A 19,538-nucleotide genomic window follows, 5' to 3' on the forward strand; every position below is an offset into this window, starting at 1 on the left:
TCCCTACAGGAACTGATGATGAAAATGACTAAACTGACTGCACTTGCTGTTCTGCTCGGCGCCACGCTGAGCGCTAATGCGATGGCGAAAGAGACTATCGCGCTGGTGGTATCCACCCTTAACAATCCGTTTTTCGTTTCATTGAAAGACGGCGCGCAGAAAGAAGCCGATAAGCTGGGCTACAACCTGGTGGTGCTGGATTCGCAAAACAACCCGGCGAAAGAGCTGGCCAACGTGCAGGATCTGACCGTGCGCGGCACTAAACTGCTGCTGATTAACCCGACTGATTCTGATGCGGTGGGCAACGCGGTGAAAATGGCTAATCAGTCTAAAATCCCGGTGATCACCCTTGACCGTGTGGCATCCCAGGGCGTCGTCGTCAGCCACGTAGCTTCTGACAACCGCTTTGGTGGTAAAATGGCCGGCGACTTTATCGCGAAGAAAGTTGGCGAGAACGCCAAAATCATTGAGCTTGCCGGCATTGCGGGCACCTCTGCCGCACGCGAGCGCGGCGAAGGCTTTAAGACCGCCGCTGACGCGCACAAATTCAACATTCTTGCCAGCCAGCCAGCGGATTTCGATCGCACTAAAGGGCTGAACGTGATGCAGAACCTGCTGACCGCGCATCCTGACGTGCAGGCGGTGTTTGCGCAAAACGACGAAATGGCGCTGGGTGCAATGCGTGCGTTGCAGACGGCCGGTAAATCAGACGTTGTGGTGGTGGGTTTTGACGGCACCGCCGATGGCGTAAAAGCCGTTGAGGGCGGCAAACTGGCTGCTACCGTGGCGCAGCAGCCGGAGCAGATCGGCGTTATTGGCGTGCAGACCGCTGATAAAGTGTTGAAGGGCCAGAAAGTTCAGGCGATTAACCCGGTTGATCTGAAGCTGGTAACGAAATAACAGACGTCATGCGTCGCCTTTTAACGGCGGCGCCTTTTTCAGGACGATACCTTGATGAAAAAAACCGGCAGGCTGGCCGTGCTTGGCAGCATCAACGCAGATCATATCCTCAATCTTGCTCAGTTTCCGCGGCCAGGTGAAACGGTGATCGGGAAGCAGTATCAGGTGGCATTTGGCGGGAAAGGCGCCAACCAGGCGGTGGCCGCCGGGCGCAGCGGCGCAGACATCGCTTTTATTGCCTGCGTGGGCGATGATGATATCGGGCAGCGTATTCGCACTCAGCTTGCTGATGACCACATCGATACCGCGTCCGTTGACGCAGTGGCGAATGAATCCACCGGCGTGGCGCTGATTTTTGTTAACGGTGCGGGTGAGAACTGTATTGCCATTCACGCGGGCGCTAACGCGGCACTGACCACGGCGCGTATCGGGAAGCATCAGCAGGTAATTGCCGATGCCGACGCGCTACTGATGCAGCTTGAGTCGCCGCTTGACAGCGTACTCGCCGCCGCGAAGCTCGCGCATCAGCACAACACGCGAGTGATCCTCAACCCGGCACCGGCCGTTAAGCTTTCCGATGAGATGCTGGCGCTGGTGGATATGATCACCCCAAACGAAACGGAAGCGGAAATCCTTACCGGCGTGCATATCGACTCTGACGAATCCGCAGCCCGCGCGGCGACGGTTTTGCATGACAAAGGCATCGCCAGCGTGCTGATTACGCTTGGCCGCCGCGGTGTCTGGCTGAGCGAGAATGGCAGCGGTCAGCGAATTGCTGGCTTCAACGTTCAGGCGGTGGATACCATCGCGGCGGGCGATACCTTCAACGGCGCGTTGATTACCGCTTTGCTGGAAAAGAAACCGATGATTGACGCGGTGCGTTTCGCGCATGCCGCCGCCGCTATCGCAGTAACGCGACATGGCGCGCAGCCTTCAGTACCGTGGCGCACTGAAATCGACCAGTTTTTACAACAACAGGGGTAGCGCTTGGCTACGATGAAGGACGTTGCACGACGCGCGGGCGTATCCACGTCCACCGTTTCTCACGTCATTAATAACAATCGCTTCGTCAGTGAAGCGGTACGGGAAAAGATCACCGCCGCCATTGCGGAGCTGAACTACGCGCCCTCCGCGCTGGCCCGCAGTTTGAAAATCAATCAAACGCGCACCATCGGTATGCTTCTGACGGCCAGCAGCAACCCGTTCTATTCAGAAGTGGTGCGCGGCGTGGAGCGTAGCTGCTACGAGCGCGGCTACAGCCTGATATTATGCAACACCGAAGGCGATGAGGATCGCATGAATCGCAGTCTGGAAACGCTGCTGCAAAAGCGCGTCGACGGTCTGCTGATTATGTGTAACGAAAGCCATATTCCCTCCGCGGCTCTTCTCCATCGTTATCCTTCGATTCCTTCGGTGATGATGGACTGGTCGCCTTTTGATGGCGGCAGCGACATCATTCAGGACAACTCGCTGCTGGGCGGCGAGATGGCAACGCAGTTTCTGATCGCGCGCGGCTACCGGCGCATTGCCTGCATTGCCGGGCCGCAGGATAAAACGCCTGCACGACTGCGTCTGGAAGGCTTTCGCAAAGCGATGGCACTGGCCGGTCTGCCGGTGTCATCCGACTATATTGTTAGCGGCGATCTGGAGTTCCAGGGCGGTTTTCATGCCATGACGGAATTGCTGACGCGTCGTCCCCTGCCCGAGGCGGTATTCACCAGCAATGACGCAATGGCGGTAGGGGTTTATCACGCGCTCTATCAGGCGGGACTATCAGTACCGCAGGATATCGCGGTGATTGGCTATGATGATATTGAACTGGCGCGCTATATGTCGCCGCCGCTGACCACCATTCATCAACCTAAAGATGAACTGGGCGAGCTGGCCATTGATACGCTTATTCATCGCATGGCCAGCCCTGACGCCAGCCAGCAACTGCTGGTGCTGACGCCTGAGCTGATTGAGCGTGGCTCGGTCAGCCAGCGTTAAACAGCGCTTTTTTTGCGTTTTTCCCGATTGCTGATCAGATGGCGACCGTCGCCAGGTTTAAGCATCCTGAACACCAGGCCTGAGATCACCGTCAATAGTCCCATCGTCAGGAAGGTGGCGTGGAAATGCTGTTCGGTACTGCCGTCGAAATTTTCATAGAATCGCAGCACCGCCGCGCTCACCGCCACGCCAAAACCGATGGCGATCTGCTGAGTGACCGCCAGCATGCTGTTGCCGCTGCTGGCGTTGGCGTCATTCAAATCGGCCAGGGTAATGGTGTTCATCGCGGTAAACTGTGTGGACATGGCCATGCCAAGAACGAAAAGCGGCAGCAGCAGCAGTGCCAGACCCATCGCCGGCGTCTGTAAGGCGAAAGAAGCAATCAGCGCGCCGATAATAACGCTAATCCACACCAGCGTGTTGCGGTATCCGAACCAGCGCAACACCTGCGTCACCATCGACTTGGCAAGCAGCGATCCTAACGCCGTCGGCGCCATCATGCAGCCCGCCAGCAGCGCCGAATAGCCAAAACCGACCTGAAGCATCAGCGGCATCAGAAAGGGCACACAGCCGGTTCCAAGGCGCGACGCGACATTACCGAGAATCCCCACCGAAAAGGTACGCGTCCTGAACATCGGCAGTGGAATAAGCGGGGTGGAAGCGCGGCGCGCGTGGAAGATATAAAGAAGCAGCAACAGTACGCCGCCGAACGTTACCGCCACGGCGATGCTGGTGGCGACAATCCTCTCGCCGAACAGCTCAATGCCGCTGGAGAGCAGCACCAGGCCAAAGCCGAAGAGGATAAAACCGATTAAGTCGAAGCGGCGTTTTGGCGTGGTGAAATCAGGCATATATTTTCTGGCATAGATAATACCCAGCACGCCCATGGGAATATTAATCAGAAAGATCCAGTGCCAGGTGGCCCAGGTGACCAGAATGCCGCCCAGCATCGGGCCCAGAACCGGACCAATCAGGCCGGGCATGGTAACAAAGTTCAGCACAGGCAGCAGTTCGCTGCGCGGATAGGCTCTCAACAGCGCCAGCCTGGCAACCGGCATCATCATTGCGCCGCCAATGCCCTGCATCACCCTGAAGCTGACCAGCATCGTCAGGGAGTTCGACAGCGCGCAGGCCAGCGAACCCAGTGTAAAAAGCGAAACCGCAATAATGAACACCTTACGCGTGCCGAAACGATCCGCCAGCCAGCCGCTCACCGGGATCAGCATGGCAACAGTTAGGGTGTAGCTGATAACGGCAGATTGCATAGCCAGCGGCGAGCGGTTCAGGCTTCGGGCAATAGCGGGAAGGGCGGTGTTCAGTATCGTGGCATCCAGCGCCTGCATAAAAAAGGCCATGGCGGCGATCCACGGAAGTCCGGCCATACTGCGCGCGGATTTTATCATTGGGCGTCCTTTTTCGATTATTTTGCGGCTGCGCCGTAATAAGTAGAAGAAAGAATAGCATCCCGAAGAGAGAGTCTGTGGCGATGAAAAGTGTGGAATAGCGTCAGGCTGATAGAAAATGAGCGAAAAACGCTGCTTTTTTTACCTTTTGGTGAAAAAAAAGACGGTCAGACATTTTTTTGCAAATTGCGCTTGTCTGCCGCAGGGAAGTCCCTATAATGCGCCACCACTGACACGGAACAACGGCCTGACGGTCGCCGGTTCAGGAAGAGAAAAGAGAAAAAACTCTTGACTCTTCAGCGGGAAAGCGTATTATCTGCACCCCGCGCCACACGAGATATGTGGCACTGCTCTTTAACAATTTATCAGACAATCTGTGTGGGCACTCGCAGGATTGATATCACAGCCTTCGGGCAGATGAACTATCAAGTCTTTGTTGAGTGAACACGTAATTCATTACGACGTTTTAATTCACAGAGCATCGCCATCCACGTGATGGCAAATCAGACTTTAATTGAAGAGTTTGATCATGGCTCAGATTGAACGCTGGCGGCAGGCCTAACACATGCAAGTCGAACGGTAGCACAGAGGAGCTTGCTCCTCGGGTGACGAGTGGCGGACGGGTGAGTAATGTCTGGGGATCTGCCCGGTAGAGGGGGATAACCACTGGAAACGGTGGCTAATACCGCATAATCTCGCAAGAGCAAAGTGGGGGACCTTCGGGCCTCACACTACCGGATGAACCCAGATGGGATTAGCCAGCTGGTGAGGTAACGGCTCACCAGGGCGACGATCCCTAGCTGGTCTGAGAGGATGACCAGCCACACTGGAACTGAGACACGGTCCAGACTCCTACGGGAGGCAGCAGTGGGGAATATTGCACAATGGGCGCAAGCCTGATGCAGCCATGCCGCGTGTATGAAGAAGGCCTTCGGGTTGTAAAGTACTTTCAGCGGGGAGGAAGGGTGAAGAGCGAATAACTTTTCACATTGACGTTACCCGCAGAAGAAGCACCGGCTAACTCCGTGCCAGCAGCCGCGGTAATACGGAGGGTGCAAGCGTTAATCGGAATTACTGGGCGTAAAGCGCACGCAGGCGGTCTGTTAAGTCAGATGTGAAATCCCCGGGCTCAACCCGGGAACTGCATTTGAAACTGGCAGGCTTGAGTCTCGTAGAGGGGGGTGGAATTCCAGGTGTAGCGGTGAAATGCGTAGAGATCTGGAGGAATACCGGTGGCGAAGGCGGCCCCCTGGACGAAGACTGACGCTCAGGTGCGAAAGCGTGGGGAGCAAACAGGATTAGATACCCTGGTAGTCCACGCCGTAAACGATGTCGATTTGGAGGCTGTGAGCTTGACTCGTGGCTTCCGTAGCTAACGCGTTAAATCGACCGCCTGGGGAGTACGGCCGCAAGGTTAAAACTCAAATGAATTGACGGGGGCCCGCACAAGCGGTGGAGCATGTGGTTTAATTCGATGCAACGCGAAGAACCTTACCTGGTCTTGACATCCACGGAATCGGGCAGAGATGCCTGAGTGCCTTCGGGAACCGTGAGACAGGTGCTGCATGGCTGTCGTCAGCTCGTGTTGTGAAATGTTGGGTTAAGTCCCGCAACGAGCGCAACCCTTATCCTTTGTTGCCAGCGATTCGGTCGGGAACTCAAAGGAGACTGCCGGTGATAAACCGGAGGAAGGTGGGGATGACGTCAAGTCATCATGGCCCTTACGACCAGGGCTACACACGTGCTACAATGGCGCATACAAAGAGAAGCGACCTCGCGAGAGCAAGCGGACCTCATAAAGTGCGTCGTAGTCCGGATCGGAGTCTGCAACCCGACTCCGTGAAGTCGGAATCGCTAGTAATCGTGGATCAGAATGCCACGGTGAATACGTTCCCGGGCCTTGTACACACCGCCCGTCACACCATGGGAGTGGGTTGCAAAAGAAGTAGGTAGCTTAACCTTCGGGAGGGCGCTTACCACTTTGTGATTCATGACTGGGGTGAAGTCGTAACAAGGTAACCGTAGGGGAACCTGCGGTTGGATCACCTCCTTACCAGAAGATACTTTTTTGCGCAGTGTCCACAACAGATTGTCTGATAGATGTGAATGAGCAAGACGGCTGCGAAGTCGAGACACGCTGTGTCCCCTTCGTCTAGCGGTTAGGACTCCGCCCTTTCACGGCGGCAACAGGGGTTCGAATCCCCTAGGGGACGCCACTTGCCGGCTGTGGGTGAAAGACACAACCAACCGTATCCCAAAACTGACTTAATCAAGTCGGCTTTGTGATATTTGCTCTTTAACAATCCGGAACAAGCTGAAAATTTGAAAACGACATAGTGGGTCACTCTGCGTATAAAGAGTGGCACAAACACTATGGTCGGGTCTCTCAAATGCCTGCAACAGCATGTGTCCTCCGGGACGCTTGTGGGTTGTGAGGTTAAGTGACGAAGCGTACACGGTGGATGCCCTGGCAGTCAGAGGCGATGAAGGGCGTGCTAATCTGCGATAAGCGTCGGTAAGGTGATATGAACCGTTATACCCGACGATACCCGAATGGGGAAACCCGGTGCAATCCGTTGCATCATCGCAACATGAATACATAGTGTTGCGAGGCGAACCGGGGGAACTGAAACATCTAAGTACCCCGAGGAAAAGAAATCAACCGAGATTCCCCCAGTAGCGGCGAGCGAACGGGGAGGAGCCCGGAACCATCATCAGCGGTTGCGTCAGTGGAAGCGTCTGGAAAGTCGCACGATACAGGGTGAAAGTCCCGTACACGAAGATGCAGCCGTTGTGAGTTCGAAGAGTAGGGCGGGACACGTGGTATCCTGTCTGAATATGGGGGGACCATCCTCCAAGGCTAAATACTCCTGACTGACCGATAGTGAACCAGTACCGTGAGGGAAAGGCGAAAAGAACCCCGGCGAGGGGAGTGAAACAGAACCTGAAACCGTGTACGTACAAGCAGTGGGAGCCTCATTTATGGGGTGACTGCGTACCTTTTGTATAATGGGTCAGCGACTTGTATTCTGTAGCAAGGTTAACCGTATAGGGGAGCCGAAGGGAAACCGAGTCTTAACCGGGCGTTAAGTTGCAGGGTACAGACCCGAAACCCGGTGATCTAGCCATGGGCAGGTTGAAGGTTGGGTAACACTAACTGGAGGACCGAACCGACTGATGTTGAAAAATCAGCGGATGACCTGTGGCTGGGGGTGAAAGGCCAATCAAACCGGGAGATAGCTGGTTCTCCCCGAAAGCTATTTAGGTAGCGCCTCGTGAATTCATCTCCGGGGGTAGAGCACTGTTTCGGCTAGGGGGCCATCCCGGCTTACCAACCCGATGCAAACTGCGAATACCGGAGAATGTTATCACGGGAGACACACGGCGGGTGCTAACGTCCGTCGTGAAGAGGGAAACAACCCAGACCGCCAGCTAAGGTCCCAAAGTCATGGTTAAGTGGGAAACGATGTGGGAAGGCCCAGACAGCCAGGATGTTGGCTTAGAAGCAGCCATCATTTAAAGAAAGCGTAATAGCTCACTGGTCGAGTCGGCCTGCGCGGAAGATGTAACGGGGCTAAACCATGCACCGAAGCTGCGGCAGCGACGTGAATGCGTTGTTGGGTAGGGGAGCGTTCTGTAAGCCGTCGAAGGTGGACTGTGAGGTCTGCTGGAGGTATCAGAAGTGCGAATGCTGACATAAGTAACGATAAAGCGGGTGAAAAGCCCGCTCGCCGGAAGACCAAGGGTTCCTGTCCAACGTTAATCGGGGCAGGGTGAGTCGACCCCTAAGGCGAGGCCGAAAGGCGTAGTCGATGGGAAACAGGTTAATATTCCTGTACTCGGTGTTACTGCGAAGGGGGGACGGAGAAGGCTATGTTGGCCGGGCGACGGTAGTCCCGGTTTAAGCGTGTAGGTGTGTGTTCCAGGCAAATCCGGTTCACTTTACACTGAGGCGTGATGACGAGGCACCACGGTGCTGAAGCAACAAATGCCCTGCTTCCAGGAAAAGCCTCTAAGCATCAGGTAACACAGAATCGTACCCCAAACCGACACAGGTGGTCAGGTAGAGAATACCAAGGCGCTTGAGAGAACCCGGGTGAAGGAACTAGGCAAAATGGTGCCGTAACTTCGGGAGAAGGCACGCTGGTGCGTAGGTGAAGTCACTTGCTGACGGAGCTGAAGCCAGTCGAAGATACCAGCTGGCTGCAACTGTTTATTAAAAACACAGCACTGTGCAAACACGAAAGTGGACGTATACGGTGTGACGCCTGCCCGGTGCCGGAAGGTTAATTGATGAGGTTATCCGTAAGGAGAAGCTTTTGATCGAAGCCCCGGTAAACGGCGGCCGTAACTATAACGGTCCTAAGGTAGCGAAATTCCTTGTCGGGTAAGTTCCGACCTGCACGAATGGCGTAATGATGGCCAGGCTGTCTCCACCCGGGACTCAGTGAAATTGAACTCGCTGTGAAGATGCAGTGTACCCGCGGCAAGACGGAAAGACCCCGTGAACCTTTACTACAGCTTGACACTGAACACTGAGCCTTGATGTGCAGGATAGGTGGGAGGCTTTGAAGCGTGGACGCCAGTCTGCGCGGAGCCATCCTTGAAATACCACCCTTTAATGTTTGGTGTTCTAACCTTGCGCCGTGATCCGGCGCGGGGACAGTGTCTGGTGGGTAGTTTGACTGGGGCGGTCTCCTCCCAAAGCGTAACGGAGGAGCACGAAGATTGGCTAATCACGGTCGGACATCGTGAGGTTAGTGCAAAGGCATAAGCCAGTTTGACTGCGAGAGTGACGGCTCGAGCAGGTGCGAAAGCAGGTCTTAGTGATCCGGTGGTTCTGAATGGAAGGGCCATCGCTCAACGGATAAAAGGTACTCCGGGGATAACAGGCTGATACCGCCCAAGAGTTCATATCGACGGCGGTGTTTGGCACCTCGATGTCGGCTCATCACATCCTGGGGCTGTAGCAGGTCCCAAGGGTACGGCTGTTCGCCGTTTAAAGTGGTACGCGAGCTGGGTTTAGAACGTCGTGAGACAGTTCGGTCCCTATCTGCCGTGGGCGCTGGAGAATTGAGAGGGTTTGCTCCCAGTACGAGAGGACCGGAGTGAACGCACCACTGGTGTACGGGTTGTCATGCCAATGGCACTGCCCGGTAGCTAAGTGCGGAACGGATAAGCGCTGAAAGCATCTAAGCGCGAAACCAGCCTCGAGATGAGTTCTCCCTGAGTCCTTGCGACTCCTGAAGGGACGTTGAAGACGACGACGTTGATAGGCCGGATGTGTAAGCGCAGCGATGCGTTGAGCTGACCGGTACTAATGACCCGAGAGGCTTAACCTTACAACGCCAGAAGCGTTCTGGTGGTATTGAGAGACGAAGACGAATTTTCAGCGGATGTTCCGGATAACAGAATTTGCCTGGCGGCTTTAGCGCGGTGGTCCCACCTGACCCCATGCCGAACTCAGAAGTGAAACGCCGTAGCGCCGATGGTAGTGTGGGGTCTCCCCATGTGAGAGTAGGGAACTGCCAGGCATCATACAGACGGAAAAGCCTCATGCGAAAGCATGAGGCTTTTTTCGTTTATGCATCGCCAGGACATATTACACCGGTTCAACTTTTCAGCGTCTCAAGCAGTGCACTACTTCGCGATAACAGCGAAAGCGGACGGTTTATCCTTCATGATAAAAGATCTTCGGGAAGGTTAATGTTAGCGAATGCTTCAGCGCAACGATCAAAGGGCACTGAATGGCCGCCCGCTTGCCTCAGAAACACCATCACTCTGCGCTCTCCGCATGCCAGATAATTAGCGAGATCATCGGCAAGGCTGGCATGCATCAGCGCGATGGCTGGGTGATCGCGACCCTCCGCACAGGCCCAAACCGCGCGTGAGTTTCTTTTCTCTTCCCATAATCGGGAAACAACATTAGCAGGTAAAGCGGGCGTATCGCAGGGAGAAAAAAACAGCCATTCGGCATTAATACTTTGCATGGCTGTCAGCATTCCCGCCAGCGGCCCAGGGAAATCCGGTAGCTTATCCATTAAAACAGGCAGACCACTTTGCTGATAACGCGTCAGATTGCGATTAGCGCTGATATAAATGCGCGCCACCTGAGGCGTCAGACGCGTGACGACATGTTGATAAAGCGGCTTCCCCTGATAAAGTATCAGGCCCTTATCTTTACCTCCCATACGGCTTCCTTTACCGCCAGCCAGAATGACACCGGAAACGGAAGCAATAGTTTGCTGTAAACGCATTGCACAAACACTCTCTTTTAATGTGGTTTTAACCCTGCTACCGTAACAGAATCGTATATAACAGGAGTTAGCGTATGAAATGCCATCGTTTAAATGAACTGATTTCACTTTTACAACCGGCCTGGCAGCAGGAGCCCGATCTCAACCTTGTGCAATTCTTACAGAAACTTGCCACGGAAGCGGGTTTTAAAGAGCCGATTGATGCATTAACGGACGACGTCTTGATCTATCATCTCAAAATGCGCGGGTCGGATAAAAATGAAGAAATTCCCGGACTAAAAAAAGACTATGAGGAAGATTTTAAAACCGCTCTTCTACGTGCGCGAGGCGTGATTAAGGATTAAATCTGCCTGGTTCAGACCTATAATGGTATCCTTCACCGCTCTCTTTCCGATTACCTGTGAGTATATCAGATGCACGATCCCGCCTTTAACTTTCAGAATCTTAATCCCGACACCATCCTTGATGCGCTTTGGGATACGGGGATCCGCGTCGAATCAGGCTTAACGGCGCTGAACAGCTATGAAAATCGGGTATATCAGTTTTCTGATGAGGACAGAAAGCGGTACGTGGTGAAATTTTACCGTCCACAGCGGTGGTCGGATGGTCAAATCATCGAAGAACACGATTTTACGCGTGAGCTTATGGATGACGAGGTGCCGGTTGCCGCGCCGTTATTGCTACAGGGAAAGACGCTTCATCACTATGAAGGTTATCGTTATGCCATTTTCCCAAGCCTGGGAGGCAGACAGTACGAAACCGATAATTACGATCATCTGGAGTGGGTGGGCCGCTTCCTTGGGCGCATCCATCAAACTGGACGGAAAAAGACGTTTCACCAGCGGCCGGATATGGGATTAAGCGAATATATTGATTTGCCGCTCCAGGTGCTTGAAGCATGCACCCTGATACCGCGCAGGCTGAAAGAAAATTTAACAGACAGCGTGCGGCTTATCGGCACAACTTTACAAAAATACTGGCATACTCAGTGGCAGCCGCTGCGTCTGCATGGCGACTGCCATCCGGGCAATATTTTATGGCGTGACGGCCCGCTATTCGTCGACCTGGATGATGCGCGTAACGGGCCTGCCGTACAGGACTTATGGATGCTGGTTAACGGAGATACGCAGGAACAGCGGATCCAGTGGGATATCCTGCTGGAAGCCTACGGCGAATTCAGTGAGTTCGATACGCGTGAACTTGCGCTAATTGAGCCTCTCCGCGCCATGCGGATGGTCTATTATCTGGCGTGGGTCGTTCGTCGCTGGGACGATCCGGCTTTTCCGGCCAGCTTTCCGTGGATGACGGATGAAGATTTCTGGCGCAGGCAGATAACGATTTTTAACGAGCAGGCAAGGTTATTGCAGGATCCGCCTCTGCAACTGATGTCTGCATTTCAGGGCTGATCGCTTTTTCCGGTCTGCCTCTTTCGCTGTTAGGAGAAAATTCGGTAATGAAAAAGATTTGGTTTGCGTTGGTTGGTATGGTTCTGGCTTTCAGCGCGTCCGCCGCCCAGTTCACAGAGGGCAAAGAGTTCGTGACGATACCGAAAGCTGCCACCGGCGAGCCGCAGGTGATGGAGTTCTTCTCCTTCTATTGCCCTCACTGTTATGAATTTGAACGTGTGTGGCACATCAGCGACACCGTGAAGAAAAACCTGCCGGCTGATACTAAAGTCACCAAATATCACGTTGAGTTTCTCGGCGGCGACATGGGTAAAACCGTAACGCAGGCATGGGCCGTCGCGATGGCGCTGGGCGTGGAAGAGAAAGTGACCGCGCCAATCTTTGAGGGTATTCAGAAAACCCAGACGATTACCGATCCGGCCAGCCTGAAAGCGGCTTTCGTCAAAGCGGCGGAAATCAAACCGGAAGAGTACGATGCGGCCTGGAACAGCTTCGTGGTGAAATCTCTTGTGGCGCAGCAGGAGAAAGCGGCTGCCGATGTCGATCTACGCGGTGTGCCAGCGATGTTTGTTAACGGCAAATATATGGTCAACAACGGTGGTCTCGACACCAGTTCAATGGAAAATTACGTCCAGCAGTACGCGAATGTCGTAAAATTCCTGCTGACTAAAAAATAAACGACTATGCTTATAACGCCAGCCCGCCGCTGGCGTTATAAGCTTTAAGATAGCCGCTATGACCTTAGCGGTATAATTGTTCACGCTTTGGCAAAATTGTCAGGACGAAATTCTGTAAAAGCTTGCTTCATAATAATAAATATCCACATAATCCCAATCAAATTCACTCCAGATTAAAACCAGCGATACTTTTATAACATATTGTAATTTATATAATTTTGTTACCGCGGCGATATCATATCCTGTTTGTAAAATTATCTTAGCAAATTTACGCACAAACTTATCCACAGGTTTTGTTGCGCGCTTTTACGCAAATTTCGCTTGTAAGATAAGTAAATCCCGAGAGTTATTTCATCTTTTATAGCCAGCTGTGGCATCCTTACGTTATTGAATAAACCACTGAAGAATGTGAAGACCTATGGCTCAAATCGCAGAAAATCCGTTGATCCTTGTAGACGGTTCCTCCTATTTGTATCGCGCTTATCATGCTTTCCCGCCTCTGACTAACAGCGCAGGGGAACCCACAGGCGCGATGTACGGCGTGCTGAATATGCTTCGCAGCCTGCTTTTACAATACAAGCCGACTCACGTGGCGGTGGTTTTCGATGCCAAAGGCAAAACGTTCCGCGATACGCTTTTTGAACACTACAAATCTCATCGTCCTCCGATGCCTGACGATCTGCGCCAGCAGATTGAGCCGCTGCATAAGATGGTTCAGGCGATGGGCCTGCCCTTGCTGGCAGTATCAGGCGTAGAAGCCGATGACGTCATCGGTACGCTTGCGCAGGAAGCTGAGAAGAGCGGCAGATCTGTGCTGATCAGCACCGGTGATAAAGACATGGCGCAATTGGTTACGCCTGAGATTACGCTGATCAACACCATGAACAATACGGTCCTTGGGCCGGAAGAAGTGGCGGTGAAATACGGCATTCCACCATCGCTTATCATTGATTTTTTGGCGCTGATGGGCGATTCATCGGATAATATTCCCGGCGTGCCCGGCGTTGGCGAAAAAACCGCACAGGCTCTGCTCCAGGGAATGGGCGGCCTGAAAGAGATCTATCAGAACCTGGAAAAAGTGGCCGATTTGTCGTTCCGCGGCGCAAAAACGATGGCCGCGAAGCTTGAACAAAACAAAGACGTTGCCTTCCTTTCCTATCAACTGGCGACGATCAAAACAGACGTTGAACTGGAGCTCACCTGCGAACAGCTAACGGTCAACGAGCCTGATGTTGAATCGCTGCTTACTCTGTTCCGCCATTATGAATTTAAGCGCTGGCTGTCCGATCTTGAAGAAGGGAAATGGCTTCAGGGGAAAAAGAACAATCCCGCCGCTCAGCAGGCACTGGCGAAAAGCATCGACACGGAACCGGCAAGTGAAGCAACCAGCATTCTTTCTTCAGATGGATACGTGACTATCCTTGATGAGAAGACATTTGAAGACTGGCTGGCGAAACTGAAAAAAAGTCCGCTCTTTGCTTTTGATCTTGAAACGGATTCGCTGGATACGCTTAGCGCCAATATTGTTGGAATTTCGTTTGCCATCAAACCCGGCGAAGCGGCCTATCTGCCGGTGGCGCATGATTACCTCGATGCACCTGAGCAGCTCGATCGCGCCAGCGTGCTGTCACGCCTTAAACCGCTGCTGGAAGACGCCAGCCTGTACAAAGTGGGACAGAATCTCAAATACGATCGCGGCGTGCTGAAAAACTACGATATTGAGCTGGAAGGCATCAAGTTTGACACCATGCTTGAATCTTACGCCCTGAATACCGTGGTCGGACGGCACGATATGGACACGCTCGCCTTACGCTGGCTGAATCACAAAACGGTGTCATTTGAGGAGATTGCCGGCAAAGGTAAAAAACAGCTTACCTTTAATCAAATTGCGATGGAGCAGGCCGCGCACTACGCGGCGGAAGATGCTGACGTTACGCTCCAGCTGCATGAGAAAATGTGGCCGACCCTGGAGAAAGAGCAGGGGCCAAAGCAGGTTTTCGAAAATATTGAAATGCCGCTGGTGAAGGTGATTTCGCGGATTGAACGCAATGGCGTATTAATCGATCAGGGCATTCTGGCAACCCACTCAAAAGAGTTAACATCACGTCTGGCGGAATTAGAATTAAAAGCGCATGAGCTTGCCGGTGAGCCTTTTAATCTCTCGTCCACCAAACAGCTGCAAAATATTCTGTTTGAGAAGCAGGGAATAAAGCCCACCAAAAAAACGCCGGGCGGCGCGCCTTCCACCAGTGAGGAGGTTCTTGCCGAGCTGGCGCTGGATTATCCGTTGCCGAAGGTCATTTTAGAACATCGCGGCTTGTCGAAGCTGAAATCCACCTACACCGACAAGCTGCCGCTGATGATAAATCCAATAAGCGGGCGCGTGCATACTTCTTATCATCAGGCCGTTACCGCAACCGGACGCCTTTCTTCAACCGATCCGAACCTGCAAAACATCCCGGTACGTAACGACGAAGGCCGGCGTATCCGCCAGGCTTTTGTCGCTTCAAAAGCGTGCAAAATTGTTGCGGCGGACTACTCGCAGATCGAATTGCGCATTATGGCGCATCTGTCACAGGACAAGGGCTTGCTGAACGCCTTTGCTGAAGGGCAGGACATCCACCGGGCGACAGCCGCAGAGGTGTTTGGCATGTCGCTTGAGAAAGTGACTGGCGAACAACGCCGCAGTGCTAAGGCGATAAACTTTGGCCTGATATACGGCATGAGCGCATTCGGGCTTTCTCGCCAGCTCAATATCGGTGCTGGCGAAGCAAGAAAATATATGGATCTCTATTTTGAGCGTTATCCGGGCGTATTGCAGTACATGGAGAATACGCGTCAGCAGGCGGCGGAAAAGGGTTATGTCTCTACGCTGGATGGGCGTCGTCTCTATCTGCCGGACATCAACGCCAGCAACGCAATGCGTCGAAAAGCCGCCGAGCGCGCCGCAATCAATGCGCCGATGCAGGGTACTGCCGCCGATATCATTAAAAAAGCGATGATCGCCGTTGATGGCTGGCTGGAGGGTGAAATGGCATCTGAAGTCAAAATGATCATGCAGGTGCACGATGAACTTGTATTCGAAGTCAAATCATCGGCTGTGGAAGCGGCTTCGGCGAAAATCCGTCAGCTGATGGAATCCAGTATGCAACTGGATGTACCGCTTCATGTCGATGTCGGCGTGGGTAACAATTGGGATGAAGCACACTGATTATCGAAAATTCGCTAACGAGGCGGGTACCCGCCTCAATACGCATTCATAAGTAAATCGTAGGGTTAACCGATTCAGCAGCCTGACATTATGGCATTTTTCCTAAGCGGTTCACTGCAAAGCATTTTTTTTGTAATTATGCTACAGATAAAGCCGTTTTATGTGACGTGCGTGGGATAAAAAGCCTGATTTTGTGAAAACTAACTACAAAAAACCCTTTTGAGCGCCCGTAAAATCATGTAGAGTTTGTCTCGTAGGGTACAGAGGTAAGATGTTCTATCTTTCAGACCGTTTACTTTATGTAATCGGAACTGGCTAAATATTAGCCGCCCCAGTCGTTATGACTGGGGCGTTTTTTATTGGGCTTCATAAAGAACGGAAGGGCTCAGGAGAGGACGTCGGCTTCGCTTTCAGCCGGTGGGATTTCGCTAAACCAGCTGTCCAGTTTCTGACTCAACTTCTCAACGCCAATTTTTTTCAGTGAAGAAAACATCTCCACCTGAATATCGCCCGCAAAGGTTTTCGCCATTTCCCGCACCTTATTCAACTGCGTTTTACGCGCGCCGGAAGCAAGCTTGTCCGCCTTGGTCAACAGCACCAGCACCGGGATCGCACTCTGAACGGCCCACTGAATCATCTGCTGATCCAAATCTTTCATGGGATGACGGATATCCATTAACACGACCAGGCCTTTCAGGCATTGTCGCATCTGAAGGTATTCTCCCAATGCGCGCTGCCATTTTAGCTTTACCTCTTCCGGTACCTCCGCATAGCCATAGCCGGGTAAATCGACCACGCGATAGCCTTCGGCAATCTGAAAAAGGTTAATGAGCTGGGTACGGCCAGGGGTTTTACTGGTGCGCGCCAGCGATTTCTGGTTAGTCAGCGTATTAAGCGCGCTGGATTTGCCAGCGTTTGAACGTCCGGCAAACGCCACTTCAATTCCGGTATCAGAAGGAAGATGACGGATATCAGGTGCGCTGGTAACAAAATGAGTAACGTGGTAATTCCAGCCAGACAAAATAAAAACTCCAGATAAAAGGGCAACTGCGACGAGTATACCCTGTCTGGAATGAAAGCGCGCCACCGACTCTTAAGGCGCCTCAGGCTTGTGAGACATTGACCATTTTTCGTGCCAGTAGTTTCTGTATTTTATGCGTGTTCTTTAAATAAAAAACCCTATAAAACAATATATTAAATAATAGGGCTATCTTTATAATGAAATATTTCTCCCGCTTACCTTGTGAGATTCATTATTTCATCTACATTAGTTGTCAGAACATGGAATGTTTGCTTCAGGATGAAGCGCTCAAGGGCATCAGGACGATGCGGAGCAGGGACGGAGCGGCGTTACGGATGACCCCACCTAAATGGAAGGGATAGCGTTCAGGCATGAACGAAACGGCAAAGGAAAACCGGGATGTTGTGTGCTAAAAGGGATGCTTATTAAGACAGACCCTTCTGTCGAAGGGATGAAAAAAGGCGCCAGGGCAACCTGGCGTCTTTTTTCTTTGTCTGCTTTCTGCTAGATTCCGCCGCAATTCTATACTGAATATACATTCCCTGAGATCAATATCATGAAGCAGCCCGCACGTAAGCCCCTGGATAAAAAACCGGCGGCAAAAGCCAAACGTAAACCCTCGCGTGAAGAGATAAATGTCGCCGCGCGTGAGCAGAAACGCGACAAAAAGCACCGTGGTCATCCTTCTGGCAGCAGAGCGAACCCGAAAGCGGCGGCGCAGAAGGGCGGTGGCGAGGCGAAAGTTGCCGATCCGCGCATTGGCAGCAAAAAACCTGTCGCGCTGGGCCCGGTCAGTGCGGAAAGCAAGCCATTAAAGCCAAAGAAAGAGGCAAAACCGGCAAAACCTGTTCTGTCGGCCGAGGAAGAACTGGCGATGCTTGAAAATGACGAGCGGTTGGACACGCTCCTCGATCGGCTTGAAAATGGCGATACGTTGTCGGCAGACGATCAGGCCTGGCTCGATCAATCACTCGATCGCATTGATGTACTGATGGAGCAACTCGGTATTGCGCTTGATGACGACATGGAAGACGAAGAAGCGGAAGAAGATATGTATCGCTTACTGAAAGGCGGCTCTGCCGGGAAGTAAAAGATGCGGCAGCGCAAACGCCGCTTTTTCCCGGAAAAAGGTTTCTCTGCTAATGAATTGGTCTGGATCAATTTTTGCGCGAATTCTAATCCAGAGCCCCGGCGGGCTATTCGTTACACTACGTCGTCTGACGCGACCCTGCCGCGCAGAATGACCGTTCATCCACCAGACGGTCGGTAACCAGACGAGGAGCGACTACCGTGACGCAGACGATTGAATGGGATTTGAGCCTGATCCAGAAATATAATATCTCTGGCCCGCGCTATACCTCATATCCCACCGCTCTGGAATTTCATCAGGATTACAGCGAACCGGACTTTTTACAGGCGGCACAGCGCTATCCTGACCGTCCGCTTTCGCTCTATATTCACATTCCTTTCTGCCATCGTCTGTGCTACTTCTGCGGATGCAACAAGGTGGTGACCCGACAGCACCACAAAGCGGATGCATATCTGGACGCCCTGGAAAATGAAATCAAAGCTCGTGCGCCGCTGTTTCGCCATCGCAGCGTCAGCCAGATGCACTGGGGCGGCGGTACGCCAACCTACCTTAGCAAGACGCAAATCACCCGTTTAATTACGCTGCTGCGGACACAGTTCGATTTTAGCGATAACGCTGAACTGTCGATTGAGGTTGATCCGCGTGAAATAGAGCTGGACGTGCTCGACCATTTACGTGCGGCGGGTTTTAATCGCCTGAGTATGGGCGTGCAGGATTTCAACAAGGCGGTGCAGGAAAAAGTGAATCGCGTGCAGGACGAGGAGACGATATTTGCCCTTGTAGATCGTGCCCGTGCGCTGGGATTCACCTCTACCAATCTGGATTTGATCTACGGCTTGCCGCTGCAAACGCCTGAAAGCTTCGCCTTCACGCTTGAAAAAGTCATTGGGCTCAGGCCGGATCGGCTCAGCGTATTTAACTATGCGCACATGCCTGCGCTGTTTGCCGCACAGAGGAAAATCAAAGAAGCTGACCTGCCGAACGCGCAGCAAAAGCTTGATATCCTTCAGCAATCCATTGCCACGCTGACGCACGGCGGCTATCAGTTCATCGGCATGGATCATTTTGCTCATCCGAACGACGAGCTGGCCATCGCCCAACGCGAAGGCAAACTTCATCGCAACTTCCAGGGCTATACCACGCAGGGCGACAGCGATCTGCTCGGTATGGGTGTATCGGCCATCAGCATGCTGGGCGACAGCTATGCGCAGAATCAGAAAGAGCTGAAGGCATACTATGCGGATATCGCCGACCATCGCACGGCGCTGTGGCGAGGCGTAAAACTCTCTGAAGACGACTGCCTGCGTCGCGATGTGATAAAAACGTTAATCTGCAATTTTTCACTCAATTTTGCCGATTTTAGCCTGCCTGAAGGCGGTTTTACTGACTATTTCGCCGACGATCTGGCGCTGCTTGCTCCCCTGATTAGTGACGGGCTGGTGAAACGTGATGACAAAGGGCTTCAGGTTACCCCTAAAGGCCGCCTCCTTATCAGGAATATCTGCATGTGTTTTGACGTCTATCTGCGGCAAAAGGCGCGTCTGCAAAAGTTCTCACGCGTCATATAAAAAGGCCGGCTTGCGC

At 52.8% G+C, this 19,538-nt stretch carries 12 protein-coding genes, 1 tRNA gene and 3 rRNA genes; 13 read left to right on the forward strand and 3 right to left on the reverse strand.

What is annotated here, in order from left to right; translation table 11 throughout:
• Positions 1–24: 24 nt before the first annotated feature.
• From rbsB to rbsR, 3 genes are read left to right on the forward strand one after another with little or no spacing between them, the layout of a single operon-like run.
• Positions 25–900 carry a ribose ABC transporter substrate-binding protein RbsB gene (gene rbsB / locus FA91_RS18800; RefSeq protein ID WP_034919575.1) on the forward strand — a complete coding sequence of 292 codons (876 nt, stop codon included), beginning with the start codon at positions 25–27 and terminating at the stop codon, positions 898–900.
• Positions 901–954: 54 nt separating this feature from the next.
• Positions 955–1,884 (forward strand): ribokinase, encoded by a 930-nt coding sequence (gene rbsK, locus FA91_RS18805; RefSeq protein ID WP_034918278.1) that lies wholly within the window; start codon positions 955–957, stop codon positions 1,882–1,884.
• 3 nt (positions 1,885–1,887) lie between these two features.
• Positions 1,888–2,889, forward strand: a complete 1,002-nt coding sequence (gene rbsR, locus FA91_RS18810) for a ribose operon transcriptional repressor RbsR (protein ID WP_034918281.1) — start codon at positions 1,888–1,890, stop codon at positions 2,887–2,889.
• Here the strand turns inward: rbsR and mdtD are convergent.
• Complete coding sequence (gene mdtD, locus FA91_RS18815; protein WP_034918283.1) at positions 2,886–4,292, reverse strand: multidrug transporter subunit MdtD; 1,407 nt, start codon at positions 4,290–4,292, stop codon at positions 2,886–2,888. The genes rbsR and mdtD overlap by 4 nt on opposite strands.
• A 511-nt stretch (positions 4,293–4,803) precedes the next feature.
• On the opposite strand from mdtD, the gene FA91_RS18820 reads away from it, so the two are divergent.
• The 4 genes from FA91_RS18820 (at position 4,804) to rrf (ending at position 9,826) form a co-directional block, all read left to right on the forward strand.
• Positions 4,804–6,345 (forward strand): 16S ribosomal RNA (locus tag FA91_RS18820).
• Positions 6,346–6,433: 88 nt separating this feature from the next.
• Positions 6,434–6,508 (forward strand) — tRNA-Glu (locus FA91_RS18825).
• A gap of 219 nt (positions 6,509–6,727) precedes the next feature.
• Positions 6,728–9,634: ribosomal RNA gene (locus FA91_RS18830) — 23S ribosomal RNA — on the forward strand.
• Between the two features lie 76 nt (positions 9,635–9,710).
• Positions 9,711–9,826, forward strand: a 5S ribosomal RNA gene (gene rrf, locus FA91_RS18835).
• The 16S, 23S and 5S rRNA genes sit together here with 1 tRNA gene alongside, the layout of an rRNA operon.
• 144 nt (positions 9,827–9,970) lie before the next feature.
• Here the strand turns inward: rrf and mobA are convergent.
• A complete protein-coding gene (mobA, locus tag FA91_RS18840) occupies positions 9,971–10,549 on the reverse strand; it encodes a molybdenum cofactor guanylyltransferase MobA (RefSeq protein ID WP_034918286.1) in 579 nt (192 codons plus the stop codon).
• 74 nt (positions 10,550–10,623) lie between these two features.
• On the opposite strand from mobA, the gene FA91_RS18845 reads away from it, so the two are divergent.
• The 4 genes from FA91_RS18845 to polA all read left to right on the forward strand — a co-directional run bounded on the left by FA91_RS18845 (position 10,624) and on the right by polA (position 15,843).
• Positions 10,624–10,893 (forward strand): YihD family protein, encoded by a 270-nt coding sequence (locus tag FA91_RS18845; protein ID WP_034918288.1) that lies wholly within the window; start codon positions 10,624–10,626, stop codon positions 10,891–10,893.
• A gap of 69 nt (positions 10,894–10,962) precedes the next feature.
• Entirely contained in the window at positions 10,963–11,955 is a 993-nt protein-coding gene (locus FA91_RS18850; RefSeq protein WP_034918289.1) for a serine/threonine protein kinase, read from the forward strand.
• Positions 11,956–12,002: 47 nt separating this feature from the next.
• Positions 12,003–12,632, forward strand: coding sequence for a thiol:disulfide interchange protein DsbA (gene dsbA / locus FA91_RS18855; protein ID WP_034918290.1), 630 nt, complete (start codon positions 12,003–12,005; stop codon positions 12,630–12,632).
• A 418-nt stretch (positions 12,633–13,050) separates the two neighbouring features.
• Positions 13,051–15,843 carry a DNA polymerase I gene (gene polA / locus FA91_RS18860; protein WP_034918291.1) on the forward strand — a complete coding sequence of 931 codons (2,793 nt, stop codon included), beginning with the start codon at positions 13,051–13,053 and terminating at the stop codon, positions 15,841–15,843.
• A gap of 385 nt (positions 15,844–16,228) precedes the next feature.
• Here the strand turns inward: polA and yihA are convergent, their stop codons facing one another.
• Positions 16,229–16,864 (reverse strand): ribosome biogenesis GTP-binding protein YihA/YsxC, encoded by a 636-nt coding sequence (yihA, locus tag FA91_RS18865; RefSeq protein ID WP_034918292.1) that lies wholly within the window; start codon positions 16,862–16,864, stop codon positions 16,229–16,231.
• A 556-nt stretch (positions 16,865–17,420) separates the two neighbouring features.
• Here yihA and yihI point away from each other — a divergent pair.
• Both yihI and hemN read left to right on the forward strand, forming a co-directional pair.
• Positions 17,421–17,954, forward strand: coding sequence for a Der GTPase-activating protein YihI (gene yihI, locus FA91_RS18870; protein WP_034918293.1), 534 nt, complete (start codon positions 17,421–17,423; stop codon positions 17,952–17,954).
• 200 nt (positions 17,955–18,154) lie between these two features.
• Entirely contained in the window at positions 18,155–19,522 is a 1,368-nt protein-coding gene (hemN, locus tag FA91_RS18875; RefSeq protein WP_034918295.1) for an oxygen-independent coproporphyrinogen III oxidase, read from the forward strand.
• The last annotated feature ends 16 nt before the right edge of the window (positions 19,523–19,538 follow it).

The sequence above is a fragment of the Erwinia sp. 9145 genome, from assembly GCF_000745075.1.
GTDB classification, from domain to species: Bacteria; Pseudomonadota; Gammaproteobacteria; order Enterobacterales; family Enterobacteriaceae; genus Erwinia; species Erwinia oleae.

Bases quoted from the DNA above. Each gene is read 5' to 3' on its own strand.
- rbsB (WP_034919575.1), top strand. From the start codon at position 25: ATGACTAAACTGACTGCACTTGCTGTTCTGCTCGGCGCCACGCTGAGC.
- rbsK (WP_034918278.1), top strand. From the start codon at position 955: ATGAAAAAAACCGGCAGGCTGGCCGTGCTTGGCAGCATCAACGCAGAT.
- mdtD (WP_034918283.1), bottom strand. From the start codon at position 4,292: ATGATAAAATCCGCGCGCAGTATGGCCGGACTTCCGTGGATCGCCGCC.
- mobA (WP_034918286.1), bottom strand. From the start codon at position 10,549: ATGCGTTTACAGCAAACTATTGCTTCCGTTTCCGGTGTCATTCTGGCT.
- FA91_RS18845 (WP_034918288.1), top strand. From the start codon at position 10,624: ATGAAATGCCATCGTTTAAATGAACTGATTTCACTTTTACAACCGGCC.
- FA91_RS18850 (WP_034918289.1), top strand. From the start codon at position 10,963: ATGCACGATCCCGCCTTTAACTTTCAGAATCTTAATCCCGACACCATC.
- dsbA (WP_034918290.1), top strand. From the start codon at position 12,003: ATGAAAAAGATTTGGTTTGCGTTGGTTGGTATGGTTCTGGCTTTCAGC.
- polA (WP_034918291.1), top strand. From the start codon at position 13,051: ATGGCTCAAATCGCAGAAAATCCGTTGATCCTTGTAGACGGTTCCTCC.
- yihI (WP_034918293.1), top strand. From the start codon at position 17,421: ATGAAGCAGCCCGCACGTAAGCCCCTGGATAAAAAACCGGCGGCAAAA.